Annotated in this window: 22 protein-coding genes and 1 other RNA gene; 15 read left to right on the top strand and 8 right to left on the bottom strand. The window is 49.7% G+C overall.

Annotation, left to right across the window (positions count from 1 at the left end):
• Positions 1-908, bottom strand: a 908-nt coding sequence (locus tag BM114_RS11985; protein WP_092113736.1) for an SPFH domain-containing protein, incomplete at its 3' end; no start/stop codon positions are given.
• A 672-nt stretch (positions 909-1,580) separates the two neighbouring features.
• Between BM114_RS11985 and BM114_RS11980 the strand changes: the two genes are divergently transcribed.
• Entirely contained in the window at positions 1,581-1,844 is a 264-nt protein-coding gene (locus tag BM114_RS11980) for a hypothetical protein (RefSeq protein ID WP_092113734.1), read from the top strand.
• A gap of 90 nt (positions 1,845-1,934) precedes the next feature.
• Here the strand turns inward: BM114_RS11980 and BM114_RS11975 are convergent, their stop codons facing one another.
• The gene (locus tag BM114_RS11975) at positions 1,935-2,357 is read right to left on the bottom strand and encodes a DoxX family protein (RefSeq protein ID WP_092113732.1); all 423 of its coding nucleotides are present in this window, start codon (positions 2,355-2,357) and stop codon (positions 1,935-1,937) included.
• A gap of 306 nt (positions 2,358-2,663) precedes the next feature.
• Here BM114_RS11975 and BM114_RS11970 point away from each other — a divergent pair, with 306 nt between their 5' ends.
• The 3 genes from BM114_RS11970 to BM114_RS11960 all read left to right on the top strand — a co-directional run bounded on the left by BM114_RS11970 (position 2,664) and on the right by BM114_RS11960 (position 4,359).
• Entirely contained in the window at positions 2,664-3,023 is a 360-nt protein-coding gene (locus tag BM114_RS11970; protein WP_092113730.1) for a DUF1304 domain-containing protein, read from the top strand.
• Between the two features lie 18 nt (positions 3,024-3,041).
• Positions 3,042-3,536 carry a DUF255 domain-containing protein gene (locus BM114_RS11965; RefSeq protein WP_092113728.1) on the top strand — a complete coding sequence of 165 codons (495 nt, stop codon included), beginning with the start codon at positions 3,042-3,044 and terminating at the stop codon, positions 3,534-3,536.
• Positions 3,537-3,639: 103 nt separating this feature from the next.
• The gene (locus BM114_RS11960; RefSeq protein ID WP_255406509.1) at positions 3,640-4,359 is read left to right on the top strand and encodes a sulfite exporter TauE/SafE family protein; all 720 of its coding nucleotides are present in this window, start codon (positions 3,640-3,642) and stop codon (positions 4,357-4,359) included.
• Positions 4,360-4,564: 205 nt separating this feature from the next.
• Here the strand turns inward: BM114_RS11960 and ssrA are convergent.
• From ssrA to BM114_RS11945, 3 genes are all read right to left on the bottom strand, one after another.
• Positions 4,565-4,964: a transfer-messenger RNA gene (ssrA, locus tag BM114_RS11955) on the bottom strand.
• Positions 4,965-5,030: 66 nt separating this feature from the next.
• Positions 5,031-5,561 (bottom strand): methylated-DNA--[protein]-cysteine S-methyltransferase, encoded by a 531-nt coding sequence (locus BM114_RS11950; protein ID WP_092113726.1) that lies wholly within the window; start codon positions 5,559-5,561, stop codon positions 5,031-5,033.
• Positions 5,562-5,570: 9 nt separating this feature from the next.
• Positions 5,571-6,779, bottom strand: a complete 1,209-nt coding sequence (locus tag BM114_RS11945) for an MFS transporter (RefSeq protein WP_092113725.1) — start codon at positions 6,777-6,779, stop codon at positions 5,571-5,573.
• Between the two features lie 814 nt (positions 6,780-7,593).
• On the opposite strand from BM114_RS11945, the gene BM114_RS11940 reads away from it, so the two are divergent.
• From BM114_RS11940 to BM114_RS11895, 10 genes are all read left to right on the top strand, one after another.
• Positions 7,594-8,205 (top strand): sugar transferase, encoded by a 612-nt coding sequence (locus tag BM114_RS11940; protein WP_092113723.1) that lies wholly within the window; start codon positions 7,594-7,596, stop codon positions 8,203-8,205.
• Between the two features lie 5 nt (positions 8,206-8,210).
• The gene (locus tag BM114_RS11935; RefSeq protein ID WP_092113721.1) at positions 8,211-10,703 is read left to right on the top strand and encodes an SLBB domain-containing protein; all 2,493 of its coding nucleotides are present in this window, start codon (positions 8,211-8,213) and stop codon (positions 10,701-10,703) included.
• Between the two features lie 107 nt (positions 10,704-10,810).
• Complete coding sequence (locus BM114_RS11930; RefSeq protein WP_092113719.1) at positions 10,811-11,938, top strand: AAA family ATPase; 1,128 nt, start codon at positions 10,811-10,813, stop codon at positions 11,936-11,938.
• A 103-nt stretch (positions 11,939-12,041) separates the two neighbouring features.
• Entirely contained in the window at positions 12,042-13,064 is a 1,023-nt protein-coding gene (locus BM114_RS11925) for a GumC domain-containing protein (protein ID WP_092113717.1), read from the top strand.
• A 7-nt stretch (positions 13,065-13,071) separates the two neighbouring features.
• Positions 13,072-13,989: an AAC(3) family N-acetyltransferase gene (locus BM114_RS11920; protein ID WP_092113716.1), complete on the top strand. Its 918-nt coding sequence runs from the start codon at positions 13,072-13,074 to the stop codon at positions 13,987-13,989.
• Complete coding sequence (locus BM114_RS11915; RefSeq protein WP_092113714.1) at positions 13,970-15,316, top strand: lipopolysaccharide biosynthesis protein; 1,347 nt, start codon at positions 13,970-13,972, stop codon at positions 15,314-15,316. The genes BM114_RS11920 and BM114_RS11915 overlap by 20 nt, the downstream gene beginning before the upstream one ends.
• Positions 15,313-16,653 (top strand): hypothetical protein, encoded by a 1,341-nt coding sequence (locus BM114_RS11910; RefSeq protein WP_092113712.1) that lies wholly within the window; start codon positions 15,313-15,315, stop codon positions 16,651-16,653. Before BM114_RS11915 ends, BM114_RS11910 begins: the two co-directional genes overlap by 4 nt.
• Positions 16,650-17,768, top strand: a complete 1,119-nt coding sequence (locus BM114_RS11905; RefSeq protein WP_092113711.1) for a glycosyltransferase — start codon at positions 16,650-16,652, stop codon at positions 17,766-17,768. The genes BM114_RS11910 and BM114_RS11905 overlap by 4 nt, the downstream gene beginning before the upstream one ends.
• Positions 17,746-18,537 (top strand): polysaccharide deacetylase family protein, encoded by a 792-nt coding sequence (locus tag BM114_RS11900; RefSeq protein WP_092113709.1) that lies wholly within the window; start codon positions 17,746-17,748, stop codon positions 18,535-18,537. The genes BM114_RS11905 and BM114_RS11900 overlap by 23 nt, the downstream gene beginning before the upstream one ends.
• Positions 18,537-19,769: a glycosyltransferase gene (locus BM114_RS11895; RefSeq protein ID WP_092113708.1), complete on the top strand. Its 1,233-nt coding sequence runs from the start codon at positions 18,537-18,539 to the stop codon at positions 19,767-19,769. Before BM114_RS11900 ends, BM114_RS11895 begins: the two co-directional genes overlap by 1 nt.
• A gap of 90 nt (positions 19,770-19,859) precedes the next feature.
• Here BM114_RS11895 and BM114_RS11890 read toward each other — a convergent pair whose 3' ends face one another.
• Entirely contained in the window at positions 19,860-20,612 is a 753-nt protein-coding gene (locus BM114_RS11890) for a glycosyltransferase family 2 protein (RefSeq protein ID WP_092113706.1), read from the bottom strand.
• A gap of 108 nt (positions 20,613-20,720) precedes the next feature.
• On the opposite strand from BM114_RS11890, the gene BM114_RS11885 reads away from it, so the two are divergent.
• Positions 20,721-21,806, top strand: coding sequence for an MraY family glycosyltransferase (locus BM114_RS11885; RefSeq protein WP_092113705.1), 1,086 nt, complete (start codon positions 20,721-20,723; stop codon positions 21,804-21,806).
• Between the two features lie 8 nt (positions 21,807-21,814).
• On the opposite strand, the gene BM114_RS11880 is transcribed toward BM114_RS11885, so the two are convergent.
• Entirely contained in the window at positions 21,815-22,273 is a 459-nt protein-coding gene (locus BM114_RS11880) for a lipocalin-like domain-containing protein (protein ID WP_255406507.1), read from the bottom strand.
• A gap of 3 nt (positions 22,274-22,276) precedes the next feature.
• The gene (locus BM114_RS11875) at positions 22,277-23,842 is read right to left on the bottom strand and encodes a capsule assembly Wzi family protein (RefSeq protein WP_092113701.1); all 1,566 of its coding nucleotides are present in this window, start codon (positions 23,840-23,842) and stop codon (positions 22,277-22,279) included.
• Between the last annotated feature and the right edge of the window lie 126 nt (positions 23,843-23,968).

The raw sequence follows: 23,968 nt of genomic DNA, 5'->3' as shown, positions 1-23,968 counted from the left end.
TTACCGGTCTCCGCAGCCTTCGCGCCAGAGCCGCCGGCCTGCGGGGCGAAGATGTCCTTGGCCAGCTGTACGCCTGCCCCCACCTGCAGTCCGGCACCGGCGAGTCCGCCTTCGTTGCGTGCGGCATCGCGCATCGCGGCCAGTTTCTGCACGCCGGTATAGTCTAAGTCAACTTCGGCAGCCGCCCGCTGCTCTGCCGTCATGTCGGCAATCTTGCCGATACGCTCCATCGTGTCTTCGTCGAAGGTTACGGAGTCCACGCGGAAGTCGGTCAGCGTGAGTCCCAGCCTCAGCAGCTCGTCGCCGGTCTTTTCCTTCAGGTCGGCCGAAAGCTCCATCAGGTGGCGGTCCACCTCACGATAGGGATAGGCCTTCGAGGCAAGGAAGGCGGTGAGCGGGGCCACGATACGCGAGGAAACGAGCTCCTGCACATCGGCCACACGATAGTCGCCCACGGTTCCGAGCAAGGTGGTGAACATACAAGCGGCGTCGGCAATCCTCACCGAGAAGTTGCCGCAGACACCGAGTGCCACGGGCAGTTGATAGTCGGGCTCTATATACTTCACGGGCGAGGCGGTGCCCCAGAGCACATTCACGAGTTCCGCCGTGCGGAAGAAGTAGAAGCGCATCTTGTGCTCGCTCTCCATCTGCTGCGCCAGGTTGAGCAGCGTGGTGATGAAAGGATGGTTGGCGGTGGCCATCTCATAGATGCCGGGCTCGGTCAGCGTGGCCATCACCTTGCCGTCGTAGACCACGAGGCAGCCCTGCCCCGGGGCCACGATGAGCTTGCTGGCGTTCTTGATTTCATCCGTCGTCGTTTCCATCCGGTGGAAGAGAAGGGAGGCGTCTTGCTCCTTCCATTCAATGACCGTGCGTAGTTGTCGCTTGAAAAAGTTCTTTAGTTCCATAGCCTTTAGTTAGTAAGTTTTCAGGGATGGCTTCCCCTGATTTGGTTTTTATGACTTCCGCAAAGGTAGAAAAATTATTTTGAAAAAAGCCACGGTAAAGGCAGAAAATATGTTTCCTGTCCCTCCAGACCGCCTCCCCGCATGGCTCTCCGCCCCCTGCGGGAGGAAGCCCCCTTTACCGAAATTCAGGACAATGGTTTCTGGTCTGATCGTAAGCAAAAATGAATATTTATACATGTCGCACGAGAGGCGTCGGAACGGTGCAGGTGGGGAATTGTGCCACCGCGACAGGCCAAAGGCTTTACGAGGCTTCTAAAAGGGGATTTTCCCTTTTTATGATAAACAGGATTTCCGTTAGGTGCCCTGCGAACGGCCGATTTCAGAGTAAAAGGCGGTCTTTTACACCCTGAAAGGCCGCTGGAAGCAGGGTCGGAAGCCGCTAAAAGGCGAGTAAAAGGCCGTTTGCAGCAAGGCGAGCGGCGGTATCCTGCATAAATATGCAATATCGAGTGAATATACAACTGCCGGGACTGGATTCCGGAGTGTCCGTTTTCGGAACAAGCACTTGCCGCGCACGGTCAGCCTCCCCGTGAGAAATTCTTCGCCATGAAACCATGCCAGTTGAAATAAAAGTCGTATATTTGCGGACAGTAAGCCAAAACAGACAAAGGTATGCAGCAAATCGATACAACCAACATGTGCTCCCAACTGAAGAAGAAGTTGTTTGAAGAGGAGGGTGCCTACCACCACCTTTGGACAGCCATGCTGCATGACGATGGGCTGACGGCCGTGATACGCTCACGCCAGCTCTACATCTACCGGAATGGCAAGAAAGTGTTGGTGCTGGCAGGCAAGGCCGCTCCGAAGATAATCAGGGAAGACCGGATTTGCGAGATGCTTGTCAAGGGAATCAAGGAAACAGGAGCAAACCCATAAGGCCGGGGCAAAGGCTGGGCACAGAACACAAAAGGATGGGTTTTCGCGGCTCATCCTTTTGTGTTTCCAGATTCTTTTACCGGGCAGACCTCAGCTGAAGATATTCCCCTTGGTGAGGGCATATCTGCCTCCGCCGGTAAAGCAGAGAGCAGCGGCTCCGAGCAAGAAGAGCAGCGGGTCTTCGATGAGCAGTCCGCCCGTCATGGGGTCAAGTGAGAATATCTGAGAGGAATGTGCCATGAGTATGGCTACCACCATATTGCCGGTGAGCACGAAAGCGGCAGCGCGCGTCCACAGCCCCACAAGGATGAAGGCTGCACCGACGAGCTCTGCCAGCAGGCAGCCGTAGGCAATGAAACCGGGAAGTCCCAGGCCGGCGAGCATGCCCTCGATGAAGCCCACGCCGTGCAGTAGTTTAGATACACCATGGAAGAGCATCAGTCCCCCTATACTTACTCTCAATACGAGCAATCCCAAATCCTGATTGCGAAGGAAATCTTTGTCGACTATCATTTCTTTCTATTGGTTTTATATTCGCCTTTACCGGGCTCCGTCGGCAAAGGTATGACAAAAAATTGAATTCCGCAAGAAGACAGCTTAATAATATATGGTTACCTTTTGGCAGGAATCAGGAAGGCGGCAGGCAGGACCGAATCAAATTTAACAACCATTAACCCAATTTCCCTTGGCACTTTGGCTTCTGGAAGTTATCTTTGTAATCCTGTAACAAAGGATTGCCCATGGGGGGAATCCACCGACACGGGGAAAAACCGATGAAGCAAAAGACAAGGACAGTCATGTTTAAAGTAAAAATATACAATGGGAACCATCACTATTATCCTGGCATCGCTTGTCTCCCTGGAGCATGTCTATATCATGTATCTTGAGACGGTGGCCACGACTTCCGGACATACGGCGAAGACCTTCGGACTGCAGCCGGGGATACTTCAGGCCAAGGAGGCCAGGGCTTTGCTCAAGAACCAAGGCATCTACAATCTATTGCTGGCCGTCCTGCTGGCCATAGCCGTTGTCCTGGGCGATACCTTATGGCTGCGCCTGCTTCTCGGCTATGTCATCCTTGTGGCAGCCTATGGCAGTCTGACGAGCAATAAAATGATCATCATGAAGCAGGGAGGCCCGGCCACGCTTGCCCTCATCTGCAGTTTTCTCGGAATCTAATCTCACAAAATAAGAACAATGAAGAAAGCAGCATTCACACTCTTGCTGGCTCTGACCACCATCATGGCCAGCGCCCAGGGCACCCTGAAGAAAGTATATGACGAGACCATCAACCCGATGGAGCAGATCGACAGGGCCATAGAAGATATACGGGCAACGGGTGCAAACAAGTTCATCGTCTGCCAGATTGGCGGCAACTGGTGCCCGTGGTGCCTGCTCTTTGCCGACTTTGTCAGCAGGGATACCGACATCATGAAGGTGATTAACGACAACTATCTCTATCTGCATGTCAACTACAATCCCCGTAAAGGCAATGCGGAAAACGCCACGGCCCTGATGAAGCGACTTGGCAGTCCTCAGCGATTCGGGTTCCCCGTATTTGTCATCCTTGACGGGAATGGCAAGGTGCTGCATATCCAGGACTCCAGTTTCTTGGAAGAAGGCAAGGGATACGACAAAGAGAAGGTGCTTCGCTTCTTGAAGGCCTGGACGCCCGAGGCCGTAAGAAACTGATTCGCAGGATGCCATCTGCGAAGTAATCGGCGAAGGCCTTCCTGCCGCCCGGCTGCCGAAGACACGGGACATCAGGAAAGAGGTGCTTCAAGATTGACACGAAATGATGTATATAGTATTAGTCGTTGTAGGATTCCTTGCAGGCTTCCTGTCGAGTGCGGTCGGCTTCGGGGGCGGAATGGTCCTGCTCCCTGTCATCACATATTTCTTTGGCATAGAAGTAGCAGTACCCATCAGCACCATCGCACAACTGCTGAGCAATGCTTCGCGGGCAGCACTGGGGTGGAAAGAGATTATGTGGAAGCCTACGATGTGGTTTCTTGCCACGGCAGTACCCCTGTCGGCACTGGGCGCATACGGCTTTTCAATAGCGCCTAAACATCTGATGACCGGCATCGTGGCCCTGGCCCTCATCGTGTTTGCCCTACTGAAACTGCGAGGCAAGATCAGGCTGAAGAAGCGTCCGGCTACCATGCTTGTCGGAGGTGCAATAACCGGATTCGTCAACGGTCTGCTGAGTATCTCCGGACCACTGAGCAGCGCAACCTTCCTCACCCTCGACCTCTCCCCGGTCTCCTACATCGCCAGCGAGGCGACAGCGGCAACCGTGATGCACATCGTGAAGACTCTTGTCTACGGGAAACTGAATCTGGTGAATACGCAAATCCTATTGACCGGACTCTTCATCGCATCGGCAATGATTGCCGGCAACTATTTGGCCTTGAAATCGATAAAGGACATCAACCGCAAGAAATATCAGAAATTGGTGGCAGGGTGCATGATAGCGCTCTCCGCCTACCTGTTTATCTCGAACATGATTTGACTGCCATGCCAGGGTGCTGAAAAACCGGCAGCAAACTCCAGGGCGCCTTCCTGCAGGCAATCCCCCCCGTAGAGGGAGGGATTGCCAATGTCCGCTTGCCGTGTTGGCAAAGTCGGCTGACAGCCCGCAAGCCAATGCCCTACCCTACCTATTTATATAAAAAGAAGCTGACGGTTGGACTTTCTGCAACCATCAGCTTCTTTACGAGTGGACCTGGAGGGATTCGAACCCTCGTCCGCACGGGGAAACCATATGCTTTCTACATGCTTATTCCGGCCTTTGATTTTCGTGCGGCGGCAAGACCCGGACCACCAACCGTCGCCTTATCCTCTGAATCTTCGCCCGCGGAGCGAGGCCTCCACAGGGCTATCCCCGACTAATCTAGCACCGCTGAGTCAAGCTATTTCGGGAAAAGAGTGCTTGAGCGATGTCCCGTCCCCTCACCTTGTGAAAGGATTGAGCCTGTCTACTATACTTCGACTAGGCAGCGAGAGCGTAATTGTTTTCGCCAATTAATTTGTTGATAACTGATATTTAGGAGCCAGCCACCGAAGCTCCGCATGCTTACATACCATCTCGGCCCGCCGTCAAATCCAGTCAAGCCCATTGTGTATATGCGCTGCAAAGATAGTATTTTTTTCGAATCAAAGCAAGTTTTCTGATGAAATTTCTCATTTCTGGCGCATTTTCTTCTCCGATAGGAAGGCCGAGGCTACGCCCTCCAATCGCAGCAGGCTGCGCTTGCGGTCGAGGCCGCCGGCATAGCCGGTGAGACTTCCGTCGGAACCCACCACCCGATGGCAGGGAACGAGGATGCTGACGGGATTGTGGCCTACCGCCCCGCCCACGGCCTGTGCTGACAGATGGGGCAGTCCGCGACTCTCTGCCATACGCCTCGCTATCTCTGCATAGGTAATAGTCTGCCCGTAGGGAACAGTAAGGAGGATGTTCCATACCTCGCGACGGAACTCCGTTCCCATCCGGCACAGCTGCGGACGGAAACCGGGCTCCCGCCCCGAAAAATAGATGTCGAGCCACTCCGCCGTCTGCCGGAACACCGGCAGGTCGCGCTCCTCGTGGTCCTGACCCAATGTAGAGCCGAAGTATTTCTGTCCGTCAAACCACAAGCCCGTGAGGAAACGACCGTCGCTTGCCATCGTGATGCCGCCCAAGGGCGACTGGTAATGTGCTGTATAGTCCATAGAAAAACCTTAAATAGTTTCTTTTTTCATTTTAGGAAGATACACCGCAATGACGCCCAGCAGAGGCAGCAGGGTGCTCACTTTGAAAATGAAGAGGATGCTCGTCTGGTCGGCCAGCCATCCGAAGAACGAGCTCCCGAGGCCGCCCAGCCCGAAGGAGAGCCCGTAGAAGATGCCCGCCACGACCCCCGTATGCGCCGGCATGAGATCGGTGGCATACACGAGGATGGCCGAAAAGGCGGAGGCGATGATCAGGCCGATGGCCACCGAGAGCAGAATCGTGCCCCAGAGCGTGCCCACATAAGGCAGCAGCAGCGTGAACGGAGCCGCCCCGAAGATGGAAAACCAGATGACATACTTGCGCCCGTATCGGTCGCCCAGCCACCCGCCTACGATCGTTCCCACGGCCTGGGCGGCGAGGAAAACGAAGAGGCAGAGCTGCGACTGCTGTATCGAGACGGCGAACTTGTCGATGAGGAAGAAGGTGAAGTAGTTGGTCATGCTCGCCGTATAGAAGTTCTTGGAGAACATGAGCATGAAGAGAATGAAGACGAAGAAATAGATTTGCCCCCGGCTATAGGGCTTCACGGTGGCCCAGCGGCTGCGCGCCTTGTGGGCATAGGTCTTCAGCTCGCGCATGTGCCACCGCCCCACATAGCCCAGTATCGTGGCCGCAAGGATGGCTACGACGGCAAAATAGCGGATGCCCGGCATGCCGTGGGGCAGTATGATGACGGCAGCCAGGAGCGGGCCGACGGCGTATCCGGCATTGCCGCCCACCTGAAAGATGCTCTGCGCCAGACCCTTCCGACCGCCGGAGGCCAGCTGCGCCACCTGCGAGGCCTGCGGATGGAACACCGACGAGCCGCAGCCAAACAAGGCCACGGCCATGAGAATCATGGGAAAGCTCGTGGCCGAGGAGAGCAGGAAGATGCCCGCAAGTGTGAAGACCATGCCCACCGAGAGTTGCCAGGCATGGTGATGCTTGTCGGCATAGAGCCCCACGAGGGGCTGCATGATCGACGAAGTGAGCTGCAAGACCAGCGTTATCGCGCCGATCTGGGCAAACGAAAGGGCGAAATCCGACTTCAGCATCGGATAAATCGACGGCAGCATCGACTGGATGGTGTCGTTCAGAAAATGACAGAAGCTCACCGTGAAGAGCACCGCAAACGAGGTGCTGCCGGCCTGCCGCATGATGTTAGAATCCGTGCGCATTGTAATTCCTTATCCTGCAAGGCCGCCCTTACCCCTACCGCCTCCCCTCCCAGCACGCAGACTGGTGAATGGCGTCAGGGAATCAGGATACCTTACCGCATGCAAAGATACACATTTGATTTGAAAACGCAAAATCCGGAACCCAACTTGAAAAAACCGGCGGCGAATGGGCGAAATGCCTTCGTGGAGCAAGGCTACTTATAAGAATTATTACGAAAATAGTTTATTGTTTTGCAAAGCACAAGGCAAAATATGCCCAAAAGACAAAAATCGGAAGACTTCGGGCAAAAACGAGACCGAAAATTCAGAAATTTATACTTCCTTGATAATCATAAAGTTATATTCAGTCCTGTTCTGAAAGCTATTGTCTGCACATCGAAAATCATCGTCGAAAGCGGCTAAAAGAGTTGAAAAAAGCGGTTAGAAGGAAGACAAAAGGCCGCTAAAAACAGAGTAAAAGGCGGCTAAAAGAAAAGTAAAAAGCCGTCCCCGACAGCTCTTGGGGTAGTCATTTTGTGAGAAAGCAGTCATTCTCTGTATATTTAAATGGAATTCGCAGATTTTCAGAATATTGTTGGAAATCGATAATTTTATCATTTTATCTAACTTTTCTTCTCAATACACGACACTTTAGAGGCCTCTCATACAGAAAGAAAAAGATTCTTACGGATTCCAGAAAGGCTACCCATTCCTCCGTTTCCGACGCCGAAAAATGCAACTGGATGCTTAAATTCGGCATTTTTTCGGAATTTATTGCGTATCTTTGCAACAATCTAACAAAAAGAGAGTTATTATTAAAAACTATCAAATAAGCATGGCTGTACAAGACGGAATGGGGAAGACGCAACTTGCGATAAAAAGGCTCACGGACATCATATGCGCCTCTCTCGGGCTGATTCTGCTCTCTCCCCTCCTCCTCTATATTGCCATCCGGCTCTATCGGCAGAACAACGGGCCCGTCTTGTTTCGGCAGGAACGCGTGGGAAAGGGCGGCAAAACCTTCACCATCTACAAGTTCCGCACCATGCCGAGCATCATCGAAGAAGACGGGCCGCAACTCATCGCCACCTGCGACGACTCCAATTCCACCCGATTGGAGCAAATGCTCCGCAGCCACCACCTCGACGAACTGCCGCAGCTCTGGAATGTGGTCCGGGGCGACATGTCGATTGTGGGCCCGAGACCGGAAAGGAAATACTTCGCCGACAAAATCATGGAGGTAGACAGCAGCTACGCGCAAATCTACCGGATGCGCCCCGGGCTCACCTCAGAGGCCACCCTCTACAATGGCTATACGGACACGATGGAGAAGATGCTGACGCGCCTGCACATGGACCTCAGCTATCTGGAGCGCCGCTCGTTGTGGCTGGACTTCAAGATTGCCGCGAAAACCGCTGCCGTCATCATTACCGGAAAGAAATTCTAAAAGATATGAAACGAATCCTTCTCTATGCATTGCTCTTGCTATGCGTTCCCCTCGGAATGAGCGCCCAGTCGTCAATGACCGACGAGCAGGTGATGCGCTTTGTCGCAAAAGAATACAAAGCAGGCACTTCGAATTCCCAGATTGTAACCAAACTCATGCAGAACGGCGTGGACATATCTCAGATTCGGAGGGTAAGAAAGAAGTATGAACGCCAGATAAACAACCACGGTCTCGGCACCGTGGCGGATGAAACCGTGGAGCAGACAGACGACCGCATGCGCAAGAACAACAGCGACAAGAAAGAGGGCAAACTGTCAAACTATCGCGTAAGTCCCGACGCAAGCTACCAGCACACCTACGACGAGAACGACGAGGAGTATACGGCCATCCGCCACGAGATGGCCGGCATGCTTAGAGACTCGCTCGAGACGGAGGAGCAGAAGACCTCGGGGCCGAAGGTCTTTGGCCGCGACATCTTCAACAAGAAGAACCTGACCTTCGAGCCGAACATGAACATTGCCACCCCTCAGAACTACCGTCTGGGCCCGGGCGACGCAGTCTTCATCGATGTATACGGCGCCTCGCAGAAGTCTGTCCAGGCCACCGTGTCGCCCGACGGCGATGTAACGATACCCGATTTCGGCCCCGTACAGGTAAGCGGCCTCACCGTGGCACAGGCCAACGCGCGGCTCCGCTCCACGCTGGGCGCACGCTATAGCAGTTCCAAAATACGCCTCACGGTGGGACAGACGAAGACCATCATGGTGAATGTGTACGGCGAGGTGAAGGCTCCGGGCACCTATACGCTGTCGGCCTTCGCGTCGGTATTCCACGCGCTCTACATGGCTGGCGGCACCAACGACCTCGGAACGCTGCGTAACATCAAGGTATATCGCAACAACAGGCTCGTTACCACGGTGGATGTCTACGACTATATCCTCAACGGCAAGCTGTCGGGCAACATCCGCCTTGCCGACAACGATGTCATCTATGTCGGTCCCTACGACTGCCTGGTGAACATTACGGGAAAGGTGAAGCGCCCCATGTTCTACGAAATGAAGAAGAGCGAGAGCATCAAGAGCCTGCTGACCTACTCCGGGGGATTCACCGGCGACGCCTACACGAAATCCGTCAGGGTGGTCCGCAAGACAGGGCGGGAATACGCCGTATTCAATGTGGAGGAATTCGACATGAGTTCCTTCCGCATCTCAGACGGCGACTCCGTAAGCGTAGACTCCATCCTTCCGCGCTATGCCAACACCGTGGAGGTCAAGGGAGCCGTGTTCCGCCCGGGCATGTATCAGCTTGGCGGCGACATCACCAGCGTGCGCAGCCTCGTCTCCCACGCCGAGGGACTGACGGAGGAGGCCTTCACCAACCGGGCTGTCATGCACCGCATGAAGACGGACCGGTCGCTCGAGGTGATCAGCATGGACATCGCAGGCATCATGGACGGCAGCGTTGCCGACATCCCGCTAAAGGAAAACGATGTGCTCTTCATCCCTACGAAGACCGAGCTCCAGACCCAGCGCACCATTACCATCCATGGAGAGGTGCAGTATCCGGGCATCTATAAATATGCCGACAACGAGACCATTGAGGACTTCGTGCTGCAGGCAGGCGGACTGAAAGACCAGGCCTCCACCGTGAAAGTGGATGTAGCGCGCCGCGTGAGCAATCCCAAGGCTCTCTCCACCGACAGCATTATCTCCGAAACCTTTACCCTTGCGCTCAAGGACGGATTTGTCGTAGACGGACAACCGGGCTTCACTCTGATGCCGTTTGACGAAGTATATGTGCGCAAGAGCCCGGGATTCTCCTCCCAGAAGAATGTGTATGTAGAAGGTCAGGCCATGTTTGCGGGCACCTATACGCTAAACAAGAAGAACGAACGCTTGAGCGATGTCGTCAAGAAAGCTGGCGGCGTTACCGACCTGGCCTATGTGCAGGGGGCGCGCATCCTGCGCCGCACGACTCCCGAAGACCGTACAAAGATAGAGACGCTGACCCGTCTCCTGCAAGCCCAGGCTGGCGGAAGCCGCGACTCCCTGAATGCTGCCCTGCTCCAGCTGGGCGACACCTACCCCGTGGGCATCGAACTCGACAAGGCCCTTGAGAACCCCGGAGGCGATGCTGACCTCGTTCTCCGCGAAGGCGACCGCCTCGTCATCCCGGAATATAACGGAACCGTCAAGATCAGCGGAGATGTGATGTATCCTAACACCGTGGCCTACGAGCAGGGCAAGCGGCCAGCCCATTACATCAACGAGGCTGGCGGATGGGGCAACAGAGCCAAGAAGAGCCACACCTTTATCATCTATATGAACGGTAAGGTGGCCCGCGTAGGACACGACGCCAAGGTGCGTCCGGGCTGCGAAATCGTTGTGCCTACCAAGCCAAAGCACGACGGCAGCGCCCTCAGCAGATGGCTCGGCATCGGCACCAGCGTGGCCTCTATCGCCACAATGATTGCCACGATAGCAAACCTGAGTAAATAAAAACGCAAAGAGCAAAGAGCTTACAGACAGTGATTTATAAAAAAGTTACCTTTGGGTAAGTTACCTTTGGGTAAATTTTTGTATCTTTGCAGCAAAGAAAAGAGAAAATGAAGGTACCCTTTCAGTTTGGAACACTCGCAACCAAAGAGAATTTCATTGACCGCGACGAAGATCGGGCACTGCTCAAGCAGCTGCTCACTTCACACATCAATGTGATGCTCATCTCCCCCCGCCGATGGGGCAAATCGTCGTTGGTAAGGCGCTCGATGGAAGAGCTCATGGTCGAGAGAAGCGATATCAAGGTATGTTACATTGACGCTTTCAGCATCGGATCGGAATCAGAATTCTACAGAACCTTTGCCAGCAAGGTCATTGAGTGCGCCTCAACCAAGTTTGAGAAATGGGCCGACGACGCACGAAAGCTCTTGAATGGAGTGGTTCCCCAGCTGGTTATCAAAGACCAGATTACCAACTTCATGGCCTTCGACATCAAGTTTAAGCCCGAAGAAAGAGACAAGCTCTCTATCCTCCAGCTCCCCCAAACGCTGGCAAAACAGAAAGGCATTGCCATCATCGTCTGCATCGACGAGTTTCAGCAACTGGCCAATCTGCCGGAATATAAAGACATGGAAGGCAAGATGCGCGCCGTTTGGCAGCAGCAAGAAGACACCACCTACTGTCTCTATGGCAGTAAGCGCCACATGATGATGGATATCTTCAATAACTCTAACAACCCCTTCTACCGATTTGGGCAGGTTATCTTTCTCGACAAAATCAACAAGGAAAACTGGTTGCCATTCATCCTCGCAGGCTTCAAGAAGACCAACAAACAGATATCAGAAGAATACGCATCCCAGATTTGCGACATCGTGGAATGCCACCCCTGGTATCTCCAGCAGCTGAGCTTCTTCATCTGGAACAAAACTGCCGATAACGTAACCGCCGACGATTTCAACTATGGCGTGGAGCAACTCCTCAACATCAACACGCCCATGTTCCAGGCCGACATCAACCGCCTCACCCCAGCGCAGATAGAACTCCTCCGAGCCATAGCGGCTGGCGAAACCAAATTCTCTTCTGCCGAAGTACGCAGGAAATATAATCTTGGCAATCCCAACACCCTCGTCAAGAACAAGCGGACCCTGCAAGAACAAGACATCATAGAGAAAACTCACGACGGGGGTTTTCACTTCGTAGACCCCCTCTTCCACCTGTGGATGGAACGATATTTCTAAGATGGAAATGTATGAAATGCATCGCCAACTTGACTGGAACAGCTATCTACATGAACAAGGCTGGCATTTGAATATCTAAAAGATTATAACTTAGAAACAGAATATGAAAAGCAATCAAGATGTGGCCGTCATTGACCTAAGACTGATCGTTAAGAAAATCAAGAGCAACAAGCTACCCTACCTCATTGTCTTGCCCATTGCCTTGATGATCTTTGTCTTCGTCATTCTGAGCGTGCCCAGATATTTCACAACTGACACGAAACTGGCTCCAGAAGTAGAAAATGCCTCCCCTTCGGGCACTATTGGCACTCTGGCCTCTTCTCTGGGCATCGACATATCGCAGATAAAAAGTTCAGATGCCATTACGCCCCTACTCTATCCTGAGCTCATGGAAGATGATCGATTCATCGTGGATCTCTTCGGAATTAAAATACAGACACTTGATGGTCAAAAGTACACCTACTCAGATTACTTAGCCAACCATCAGAAGGAAGCATGGTGGGGTAAAATCTTCAGCAAAGAAAAAGCCCCCCTACCAACGAATCGCGTGATTCCCTATCACCTCACAAAAGAGCAAGCTAAGGTAGCAGAGAAGATAAGGAGCGATGTATCGCTGAAAGTAGACTCTAAAGACGGAGTGATTACAATCACGGCCACCTCACAGGATCCAATGGTCTGCAAGATATTGGCAGATTCCATCAGTACCCGATTGAAGCAATATATCACAACCTATCGCACCGACAAAGCCCGAAAAGATGTGCTCTATTACAAGAAACTCGTACAAGAAGCCCAGGCCAAATATGAGCGTGCACGACAAATCTACGCTTCCTACTCCGATGCCAACCAAGATGTGGTACTACAGTCAGTGCAATCGAAGATAGAGGATTTGGAAAACGATATGCAGCTGAAATTCAATACCTATTCGAATGCGAAAAATCAGTATGACGCTGCACAGGCAAAATTACAGGAAAAGACACCTGTGTTCACCATACTAAAAGGAGCTTCCGTTCCTATCAAACCATCAGGGCCCAAGCGCATGATCTTCGTCCTGGTCATGGAAATTCTCACTGCCCTCATCCTGACCATTTGGGTGATGAGGAAAGATATTAAAAAGTTGTTTGCATAATCCTGATATGTCTACCTCTATTCTCACATCCTTAGGATTGGTATTCAAGAAAGTCACTGGCATCAAGGATATCTCCATGCTGAGGAAAGACATTCATAAACGACTTGGGATGCTGGTCTATCACCAGAAATACTCTGCCGATGATGTGGTAGATGTGATGTGCTCTATGGGAATGAGCAAAGGCAGTGTAGTCTGCATTCATGCGGCCATGAAGGAGTTCTATAACTATGAGGGAACAGCCGAAGAGCTGATACAGAAGATTCAAGCCGTCATTACCGAAGAGGGAACTCTCCTCATGCCAGCATACCCAGACCCGGAATTGCAAAGAGATACCCAATGCATCTTTCATCCGCAAACCGACAAAACATTTGCTGGGCATCTGGCCGAAACCTTCAGAAACTTGCCCGGCGTAAGACGAAGCATCAATGTGCAACACTCGGTGTGTGCATGGGGAAAACATGCGGAATGGCTAACTAAAGATCATTCCAAATGCAAGAACTGCTGGGACGAAGACTCACCATGGTATAGGATGACCACCCTACAGGCTTTGGTCTTCACCCTCGGCCTTGGCCCCCATTATATCGGCACTTTCGACCACTGTGTAGAGGGACTGCTCTATCTGGAATATCCTTACTGGAGGCAGTTCTTTACCGTTCAGAAAACTTACCGATACATGGACGAGCAAGGAAAGATAAAGACCTACACCTGCATAGAGGGACATCTGGAGCGAAGAACCCATGAGCAAACGCTCATCAGATACTTTAGCCCGGACATTTACAAGAAATATAAACTTTCCAACCTCCTCATCAAGGTTTTCTATTCCAAGCCTTGTCTGGATAAAATGCTGCAACTCGGACGGCAAGGCATTACAATGTATTACATTCCTTCGACAAAAGGATATCAATTTGAAGAAGCTATTAGATAACATTAAGAAAAGCCCGTTATTGCTCAACACCATAAAGATGTCATCGAGCAATATCGTGATGTTTCTGCTCCCAGTAGTAGTGACACCTATCTTGTCGCGACTATACACACCTGCCGACTTCTGCGAATGGGGTGTTTTCTCTTCTTTCGTCACCATCCTCTCCATCGTGCTCTTCGCTGGATATGAGAATACCATTGTGAAGGCCACAGAGGCCGAGATACCTTATGTTTCAACCCTTTGCCTGCTTACTAGCCTACTGATAAGCCTGCTTACAACCATAGTTTTCTATCTTGGCAGCAAGAGCGGAATTCCATTCTTTCTCCACTTTCCATCAATTTGGTTAATGGCTATTTATCTGGTGGCCTACGCCATCCACACCATCTTCAGCAACCTGTGCAACCGATATGGCCAATATTCTGGCATTGCTGCAGAGAGTGTGATTCTTGGAAGTTCACAGGCAGGATTTAGAGTACTCTTTGGCTTTATAGCCCTCACAACCATAAATGGTCTGATTCTGGGTACTACTATCGCACAGGTCATAACCATGATTTTTCTCCTTTTATATCTGATATACATCGGAAAGACAGGAAGTCTTTGCGCTTTAAACCCGAAAAAAATAAAGAATATTATCTTCAAATACAGGGACTTCGCCCTCTACGATGCCCCCTCAAGTCTACTGTGCTTCGTTGGATTTAATGTTCCCCTGCTAATATTGGTATCCTACTTCAACAAGACTACCATAGGTTGCTATTCCATTATCCTACAACTGCTATTGCTGCCCATGAGTCTGATTGGCTCAGCTATTGGACGGGTATATTACGAACTGCTATGCTCTGCCAAGCCTGACGAGCAAACCCTCAACGCCCGTCTCTGTACACTGCAAGTGGGCAAGGTGGTAGCACTCATCGCCTTTCTTCCCATGTTATTTCTGGCTTGTGGAGGTGATAAGATCGTGGTATTGTTTTTAGGTGCGAAGTGGGCTACTGCCGGTAATATATCTTTATGTCTGGCCTTCTGGTCATTTCCGACTATTCTTACCCAACCATTGATTCCTCTTTTTAGGTATATGAACAGACAGCGTATTCTGTTTCTCTATAACCTAGCCTACGCCGTCGTGGCTGTTGGCACCATTCTCCTCGGTTGCAGTATGAGCCACAATATTTACCACATCCTGACCTTCTATGCATTCCTTTGCTCCTTGGTCAACCTCGCCATGTATCTACATATCCTTCAGTTGGGCAATGTTGGCATAGGCAGTTTCAAGAAATATATCCCATTATGGTGCCTTTCTTCTCTCGTATTAATCATTAGAATTGTGCTGATATGAAGAGAATATTAGGTTTTATATTCAATGCCGAAAATATGCTCTCGCGTATCATCTGTGCACTGATATACATTGTGATCTATAATATTGCATTCAAAGGATTTGTCTACAGGCTCTTTGCCTATATGGGCATTGACTATATTGACATGACTGCAGGCAAGTTCATTGTGTGGGTCATATTGTCTATTGTGCCTTTCCTATTCTACAGAGGCCTACGGAACCTTTCTTCTTTCTTTACTCTGTTTCTCTACATTCTTGTTTATATTCCTTTTGCTCACGCGCTGTTCACGATGCGGAACATCAGTCCTCTAACCACCTACTCTTATGGGGGAGTGTTCTGCATGATATTCATTTTTCTTTTCTGCATTGGGAAAGGGCAAAGGATTTTCAAGGATATCATTATAGAACCCCAAATCCCCTTCAATTGGATACAGGGAGCAGCCATCATCCTGACCGTTGTCCTCGTTGCTATGAGTATAAATTCTATGCACTTCGTAAATGTTTTTACGCAGTCAGACATGATGTATCAGCTTAGAGCGGAAAACTCAGAAAATGCAGGTCGAATCTCTCTACTGGCCTATATTAAAGGTTGGCTTTTCGGAGGTTTCTATCCTTTCTTATTGGTCAACTATCTGTCTGAACGAAAATGGATGAAGACAACATCAACCATTGTAGCTTATTTCATCCTGTTTATGATTGATATGCAGAAGCTCACCTTCTTTATGCCTTTTGCCTTAATCATTCTGTATTTTTTCATTCGGAAGGAGAAAGAAGCCATCAGTAACAAGCTGCACGCGTTAATAATGTACTCTCTCTCGATAGCAAGTATCTTCATTGTTTTTCTCAAAGACGAGGTACTACAATTAGTCCTCGGATTTATTGTTGTTCTACGCACCTCAGCCGTTGCTGGTTGGTTAAGCCAGTATTATCTCCGATTTTTCTGTATCAATGATAATCCCTTCACCTATTATTCCCATATCAATATTGTCAATGTCATAACAAACGGCTATCCTTTTTCACAGCCGTTAGGAATGGCCGTGGCATATGGAAGCCAAAATGCAAATGCCAACTTCTTTCTTACCGATGGTCTGGCTGCCAGTGGAATATTTGGCATCCTCCTTATAGGGATTTTCTTCTATCTGTTAATGCACATCATCAACTCAATTTCCTATAGATATAAAATCTCAGACCTGCTCATCATCTTTCTTCCCACCCTATCATACATACTGAATACATCTATATTCACAACCCTCTTGTCCAATGGCCTGTTGATACTTCTTCTTATCATTGCAGGTACAAGCTGCCCTATTGACAACCGTCAACAAATTGTCAAAGAATGAAAAATAAGCTATGCATCATCACCAACATCGGCCCGCACTATCGATATCCCATCTTTAGTCTGATAGACCGCACGATAGGATGCGACTTCTATATAGGCGACAAGGTGGCTTCGCCCATCAAGAAGTTTGACTACCGCCTGCTGGATGGTTACCAGAAGACTCTACGCAACCTGTTTTTCCACCAGTTTTATTGGCAGTTTGGCTCCATCGCACCAGTCTTTAAGCCTTACAAATACTATATACTCGATGGGGAGCCTTATTGCGTTTCATCATGGATAATACTGCTATTGGCAAAGCTGACTGGGAGACAAGCCATTGCTTGGAGTCATGGCTGGTATGGCAAGGAACGGGGAATCAGGAAGATTCTTAAGAAATGGTATTTTTCTCTCTTCAGCAAACTCATGCTGTATAGCGAGTACTCTATTCATTTAATGGCAAACTTAGGATTCGACAAAGATAAGATGTTCTGCATTGCCAATTCCTTGGATTCTGACAAAGAGCTTGAACTTCGAGAGACTCTCAGGGCAACAGATATCTATTCTTCTCATTTTGGAAACGACAATCCCACTGTCATCTATTGCGGCAGACTACAAAAAAGTAAGAAAATTGAACACCTTATAGATGCCGTTGCCCAAATGAAAAGCGAAGGCAAGCCCTTAAATCTTGTAATCATAGGCAAGGATATAGAGCATGTAAACATCCAGTCATATGCCTTACGCAAAGGTTTCGACAACATCTGGATGTATGGTCCATGCTATGAGGATGAGAAGTTGGGAGAGCTGTTTTATAATGCTGTCGTATGTGTATCGCCAGGCAATGTAGGTCTCACCGCTATTCATTCTCTCACTTTTGGTTGTCCTGTTATAACCCATAACAACTTCCCTCAGCAGATGCCTGAGTTTGAAGCTATACATCCCGGCATTACTGGAGACTTCTTCGAGCAAGACAATGTTGGAGATTTAATGCAAAAGATTGAAGCTTGGACTTATGGATGTCCTCCAAAAAGGGAATCTATTACCCAATCTTGCTACCATGAGATAGACCGGAAATGGAATATTCATTATCAAATAGAAGTGATAAAAGAAGTAATTAATGGACAAGATAAAAACAGTTAAAGATAAGCTGCGTTCTTTCATGAGAGCAAGAATACTTGATACGCTGGGCGCATTCGCATCACCTGCTCCGGGGATACACATTCTAAACGGGCATAGGGTACAGCAAGAGGAAGAGCCTCAGACCTTTGACAAGTTGCTATATGAGCTGTCAAAAAGAGCTGATTTAATTAATATTGAGGATGCTATCAGTATGATAGTCCATCATGAGAACCCTTCACGCACGAAAATTGCCTTTACATTCGATGATGGATTCAAGGAGTGCTATGACTACTTTGCTCCCACACTCGAGAAATACGGCATCAATGGCTTGTTTTTTATTAATCCAAATTATGTGGATGGGGATGATAAATATATCAACAACTTCAATGAGAACACTATCTTGACTCCAAACAAGACTCCAATGAGATGGACTCACCTGGAGGAACTTGCCAAGAGAGGGCACATCATTGGCGCACACACGATGGATCACTACATGATCAATTCTAACGATATAAACCAACTTCAATATCAGATAACAGCATGTAAAGATGTTATTGAATCACATATTGGAAAAAGTTGTAATCACTTCGCCTTTCCATATGGCAAATTAACGCAAGCCAATGAAACCTCTATTGACATTGCCTGTAACACTTACAAGTATGTATTTTCGCAATCTGATTACAAAAACTACTTCTCTTTTGACGGGAAAGTTATCAACCGGCGCCACTTCGAGCCCTTCTGGCCCCTCCGCCATATAACTTATTTTCTAAGTTGCAATAAGAAATACTGATGCCAAAACTATTTCAGATAAATATTACTGCCAACTGGGGGTCTCATGGAAAGATTACAGAAGGGATAGGACAGATGGTTCAATCCAATGGTTGGGAAAGCTACATCGCTTACGGCCGATGGTTCAATGAGAGTTCGTCCCACTTATATCACATTGGCAGCGACTTAGATGAAAAGATTCACGGTTTAAGCACGCGTATCCTTGACAACCATGGATTAATGTCCAGAAGAGCTACGAGGAGACTCGTCCATTATATAGAATCCATTCAGCCCGACATCATCCACCTGCACAACATCCATGGGTATTATCTCAACTATCCTATCCTATTCGACTTTTTGTCTTCATATAATAAGCCTGTGGTATGGACGCTACACGACTGCTGGGCATATACGGGTCATTGCGCTCACTATATGTTCGCGGGCTGCGAGAAGTGGAAAAGCCATTGCGCCGATTGTCCCCAGAAGTCGGCTTATCCGAGGAGTTTCCTGCGCGACAACTCTTATCGCAACTTTGAGAAGAAGCGTGCCGCCTTCAGCTCACTAAACAGTTTAGTCCTCGTTCCCGTGAGCCGTTGGCTGGACGGAGAGCTCCAGTCGTCGTTTCTGAAAGACATCGACCGCCGACTCGTCTATAACGGCATAGACAGCTCCACATTTCATATCGCGGAAGACACCGACGCCATCAAGCAACGGTATCACATTCCGCCAAGAAACAAAATGATATTGGGAGTGGCCTCAAACTGGTATCACAAGGGTCTCGGCGACTTCATCAAGCTGAGCCGAAGGATAGGAGAAGGCTATTCGGTAGTGCTCGTAGGGCTGAACCAGAAGGAGCTTAAGTCGCTCCCAAAGGGCGTGATTGGCATTCGGCGAACCGAGAATGTCAAAGAACTTTGCAAACTATATTCCGCTGCTAATGTGCTGTTCAACCCCACATGGGAAGATAACTTTCCAACCATAAATCTTGAAGCCATGGCCTGTGGGACGCCCGTCGTTACCTACGCCACGGGTGGCGCAGCCGAAAGCATCGACTCTCTTACTGGTGCCGCCATAGAGCGGGGCGACCTCGCGGCAGCCATCAACAAGATTCAGAACTTCTGCCAAGCGCCAAAATCGCGATTCTCCACCCCTTGCAGAAAGAGAACTGAGGAGCATTTTACTGACCACGAGATGTGCAAAAACTATTTTCAATTGTATCAGGAGCTGCTCTCCGGAAACACTTCCGGCCGCTAATCAGCCAGACCTTATCCGCACTTCGCCTACAAGCGAGCAACCTCATCAAGGCCTCATCACCCTCAACCGTCTCACGAGCGATGGCCGCGTCTAAAGAAATTCAAACACCTTATATAGATATTTCAGGCTAATCAAAAAGGAAGAAGAATACAGACCATTTTCCTTGCATGCCCGAATATCTTCCCGCAGCAGGGTCTTATGGCTTCGGTATCCACAGGTGCTGACACCTCCCATCCGCATCGTTACAAAATCCATGGGAATATATTCAGCCTTTAGATTGAACTTCTTAAAAAGCCTGACCATCATTTCAAAGTCGGAGCCAATTTCATAATTGAGATTATAAAAGCCCGCTTTTTCATATACTTCTTTCCTTGTATAAAACGAAGGATGTGCTGGCATGAACCCAAAACGGAGCCAGAAGGGGCTGAAGAGCTTAGAAGAATAATATCTGACTATCTTATTCGGGTTACTATCCCTTATGAAATGAATGTCTCCATAAACAGCCTCTATTGTTGGATTGGAAAAAGGTTTCACCAATTCTTCTATAACATTGCCTGCCGTATAATAATCATCAGAATTCAGAAAACCTATCAATTTTCCTGTGGCCATGGAGATGCCCTTGTTCATTGCGTCATAAATACCCCTGTCTTTCTCTGATAAATACTTGAGACGACCATTAAATTGGGGCTCATAGCTATAAACTATCTCCATCGTCTTATCCGTAGACATACCATCTATAATTAAGTATTCTATGTCTTGATAGGTTTGCTTCAGCACCGACTCAATAGTATCAGAGATGGTTGCAGCACTATTATGGGTTACCGTTATAATAGAGACTTTCATGCTTATAGGATAAACTTGATTATTGAAATAATATTGTGTTTTTCTTGGATTTTATGCAATAACGATGAGTTTTCATAGTTATTCTCATACAGATCACGGACTTTTCTTATGCAGCAATATATACTCATCATCTTGGGGGCATTCTTTTTGAGTTTAATCACGGGTTTCTTATTGATACCAGAGATACTGAACTATTGCAAGGAAAAGAATCTCTACGACATTCCAAACCGGCGGAAGGTGCACAAGAACCCGATTCCCCGACTTGGCGGAATCGCCTTCCTGCCGAGCATGCTGCTCGCTTTTATCATCGCGATGACGGTGATGGGAGTGGAGAACCCCGAGAGCCGCATATCCATCAACCTGTGGAGCGTCGGCTTCCTGACCAGCCTACTGCTCATCTATGCTACTGGCATCGTAGACGACATCATCGGCTTGAACGCACGAGTGAAGTTCACGGTTCAGATTATCACCGCTTGCGTGCTTCCCCTCTGCGGTCTGTATATCAACAATCTGTACGGATTGCTCGGCATCCATGAGCTTCCCTACTGGGCCGGAGTCCTGCTCACGATCTGCGTAATCGTGCTGATAGACAACTCGATAAACCTCATCGACGGCATCGACGGCCTCTCGGCAAGCCTCTCCATCATTGCCTTGGGCGGTTTTTTCTACTGCTTCTGGAGAGAGGGGATGGAAGTTTACTGCATCCTGATAGCAGGATTGATAGGAATCCTAATACCTTATTTATACTATAATATATGGGGCAATGCGGAGCAGAACCGCAAGATTTTCATGGGAGACTCCGGCAGCCTGACCCTCGGATTCATCCTCGGATTCCTCTTCGTGAAGTATTCCATGGACAATCCCATGGTCATGAAATTCTCCCACGATCGCATCATGCTGGCCTACAGCCTGCTCATCGTTCCAGTATTCGATGTCTTCAGAATCGTCATCTACCGTCTCCGTCACCGGAAACCCCTGTTCGACGCTGATAAGAATCACATCCACCACAAGCTGATGAAAGCCAGACTCACTCAGCATCAGGCCTTACTGGCAATCATCGGTCTTGCCGTATTCTTCATCATATTGAACTCCTTGATTTTCGAATCCACAGGATTCACATGGCTCTTCGCCATAGACATCGCTGTTTTTGCCATATTCCACATGGTGTTGGCACAATGTATCCACGAAGCCTGAGTGTGCTCTTAAAACTTCGTGAAGTAAAGTCGCAGGGTTCCGTCGTTAAGTACCATCTTTGACGAAGACAGCTTTTCGACGGTGAAGGTGGTCTCTATGGCATTGATTCCATAAGGATTCAGCACCGCAGCATCCGTCAGCGGATGGTCGCCCTCCCCGCTCTCACGGTCATAGAGATAAGGATCTGAGAGCTTCAGCGCACCCCCGTCACGGTTGAAGCGCATCAAGCAGTGAGACAGTACATAGTCCTTATCCGACAGTTCCAGAAGGTCTTTCTGGAAAGCCCAGAAGATGCGCTTCTGCGACAAATCATTGAAGCCCCCGCTCAGGGTGTCTACAGACTCGAGGTGCCAGAACCCGTCGAGCTTGCCGTTGCCGCTCGTCTCCAGGTCGCAGGCAGCAAACAACAGCGTGAAAAACAATAAGCAGGAGGTGGCGAGGGTGCCTTTTATCATGTGATGACTCATCTTCTATAAATTTAAAATTCCTGATTTGGAAACCGTTAACTGGATTCCGTAATTATTGCCGAGGATATGTCCGAAGTCCATTCCGTAGCTACCTTTCACCTGCCAGTTGTTTTTCAGACGCCAGGCTGCCTCCAGCATGAAGCTCACATTGTGATGCTTGCGGGTATAAGGGCTGTTGTAAGTGCCCAAACCTTCCTGATAAGTGGCCAGAAGGCGATAGTTCAGATTGTCAGTAGGGCTGCCGTCTATTCCCAGATGGAAGGCCGTGAAGCGATTATCATAGACGGTGTTCACGCCGTCATCGTTGTATATCGGCGAGCGATAGAGAGGATTCCCCATCACCTGCCCCCAGTGGAACCAGCCCGGATAGATGCCGTGATTGTAGAAGTTGTCCATTCCCCCGATATGATCGGGTATCGTCTGCGAATGATCATGATAGATGGGACCGCTCTGATACTTCGTGTAGAGGTATTCGAAGACGATGTTCCGCAGCCACCAGCCGTCCTTGAGGTTCAGCTCCGCGCCCAGCATCCAGTCCTTGAAATCATAGAGCAGATAGCGGCGTTTTTCCTTGCTGTCCCATTGGTTGCCACTGCCATAGCCGTCGTAATCCAATTGCAGCATCGAGGAATGATCCTCAAAGAACTTGTCGGCGTAGAGCCCTATGCGCCAGGTCTCGGCATCATAGTTCATGCGGAGCAGCCAGCTGCCCAGCTGGTCGCCTTCCACATTCTGATAGACGGTTTCCCCCACATCCGAGCCACCGGGCCAGAAGGCATTCCAGAAGCTACGGAGACCCTTGCCGTTCCTTATCTCCCGATGGGCTTCGTCGGCCTGGGGGTTATACGAGGTGCCGCCGAAGAGTGTGGCCATTTCCAGTCCCATCTCTACCGACCACGGCACGAAGCGGTCAGGGTTGCCAATCATCAGGTAGCCGGCCTTGCTGTGATACAGCACATCGTCTGCGTAACGCGACTGTCTGCGGGTAAAGTCGTGCTGCCAATTGTCGTCGGTCATCTTTCCGAACGCCAAGTGGCCTTTCATGCGGAGCCAGCCTCCAAGGACAGGAAGCACCCAATATTCTGGAAGTGCGAGCCTCACCTGCGGCACGGGGCGGGCATTGATGCCTAAGGTCTGGGCACCGCTGCTCAGGGCATTGTTCTTCAGTTGCATGGAATATTGCTTGCTTCCCACGGAGAGCACGCCGTGCAGCCAGCGGGCTTCCACAAAGGCCTGCTGCACGACGGGCACGCTCGTATAGCCGTAGGCGACCGCCACATCCAGCCCATAGCCCACTCCCCACCTGCGGGTGGAATCGACAGCCAACGGTCGCATCACGCTTCCGCGCATATATCCATTGCTCTTGTCCAGCGACGAGAGGCCGTGTTTGTTGGCATTGAGCCATAGCGGAGTCTTCTCGTCGGAGAACGATGCCTGCAACTCTACCTCATAACGCAGGTTGCGACTCAAGTCCAGCTTGCCGGCATGCGCCCCTTCCTGCCACACATACTGGGCATCCGCAGTTAGGGCGACAAGCGCCAGGACGATTATCAGGGTTGACTTTTTCATCAATACATTATTATATATAACTTAACGGAGGATTGCCGACTATATTACATAAGGTTTAGGGAAAATCCCCGCCAAAGTAGGGAAAATCCTTTTCGCGGGTCAAGAATTCTTTGTTTCTTTGCAACA

The sequence above is a fragment of the Prevotella sp. KH2C16 genome (genome assembly GCF_900113305.1).
Lineage (GTDB): Bacteria > Bacteroidota > Bacteroidia > Bacteroidales > Bacteroidaceae > Prevotella.
This window is presented reverse-complemented; position numbering and strand designations above follow the sequence as displayed.

What these genes read in the sequence shown, in the direction of transcription:
- BM114_RS11900 (WP_092113709.1), top strand. Translation starts at nt 17,746, where the DNA reads ATGGACAAGATAAAAACAGTTAAAGATAAGCTGCGTTCTTTCATGAGA.
- BM114_RS11980 (WP_092113734.1), top strand. Translation starts at nt 1,581, where the DNA reads ATGCAGCAAATCGATACAACCAACATGTGCTCCCAACTGAAGAAGAAG.
- BM114_RS11910 (WP_092113712.1), top strand. Translation starts at nt 15,313, where the DNA reads ATGAAGAGAATATTAGGTTTTATATTCAATGCCGAAAATATGCTCTCG.
- BM114_RS11890 (WP_092113706.1), bottom strand. Translation starts at nt 20,612, where the DNA reads ATGAAAGTCTCTATTATAACGGTAACCCATAATAGTGCTGCAACCATC.
- BM114_RS11875 (WP_092113701.1), bottom strand. Translation starts at nt 23,842, where the DNA reads ATGAAAAAGTCAACCCTGATAATCGTCCTGGCGCTTGTCGCCCTAACT.
- BM114_RS11895 (WP_092113708.1), top strand. Translation starts at nt 18,537, where the DNA reads ATGCCAAAACTATTTCAGATAAATATTACTGCCAACTGGGGGTCTCAT.
- BM114_RS11920 (WP_092113716.1), top strand. Translation starts at nt 13,072, where the DNA reads ATGTCTACCTCTATTCTCACATCCTTAGGATTGGTATTCAAGAAAGTC.
- BM114_RS11930 (WP_092113719.1), top strand. Translation starts at nt 10,811, where the DNA reads ATGAAGGTACCCTTTCAGTTTGGAACACTCGCAACCAAAGAGAATTTC.
- BM114_RS11880 (WP_255406507.1), bottom strand. Translation starts at nt 22,273, where the DNA reads ATGAGTCATCACATGATAAAAGGCACCCTCGCCACCTCCTGCTTATTG.
- BM114_RS11950 (WP_092113726.1), bottom strand. Translation starts at nt 5,561, where the DNA reads ATGGACTATACAGCACATTACCAGTCGCCCTTGGGCGGCATCACGATG.
- BM114_RS11965 (WP_092113728.1), top strand. Translation starts at nt 3,042, where the DNA reads ATGAAGAAAGCAGCATTCACACTCTTGCTGGCTCTGACCACCATCATG.
- BM114_RS11905 (WP_092113711.1), top strand. Translation starts at nt 16,650, where the DNA reads ATGAAAAATAAGCTATGCATCATCACCAACATCGGCCCGCACTATCGA.
- BM114_RS11940 (WP_092113723.1), top strand. Translation starts at nt 7,594, where the DNA reads ATGGCTGTACAAGACGGAATGGGGAAGACGCAACTTGCGATAAAAAGG.
- BM114_RS11935 (WP_092113721.1), top strand. Translation starts at nt 8,211, where the DNA reads ATGAAACGAATCCTTCTCTATGCATTGCTCTTGCTATGCGTTCCCCTC.
- BM114_RS11970 (WP_092113730.1), top strand. Translation starts at nt 2,664, where the DNA reads ATGGGAACCATCACTATTATCCTGGCATCGCTTGTCTCCCTGGAGCAT.
- BM114_RS11925 (WP_092113717.1), top strand. Translation starts at nt 12,042, where the DNA reads ATGAAAAGCAATCAAGATGTGGCCGTCATTGACCTAAGACTGATCGTT.
- BM114_RS11945 (WP_092113725.1), bottom strand. Translation starts at nt 6,779, where the DNA reads ATGCGCACGGATTCTAACATCATGCGGCAGGCCGGCAGCACCTCGTTT.
- BM114_RS11975 (WP_092113732.1), bottom strand. Translation starts at nt 2,357, where the DNA reads ATGATAGTCGACAAAGATTTCCTTCGCAATCAGGATTTGGGATTGCTC.
- BM114_RS11885 (WP_092113705.1), top strand. Translation starts at nt 20,721, where the DNA reads ATGCAGCAATATATACTCATCATCTTGGGGGCATTCTTTTTGAGTTTA.
- BM114_RS11960 (WP_255406509.1), top strand. Translation starts at nt 3,640, where the DNA reads ATGATGTATATAGTATTAGTCGTTGTAGGATTCCTTGCAGGCTTCCTG.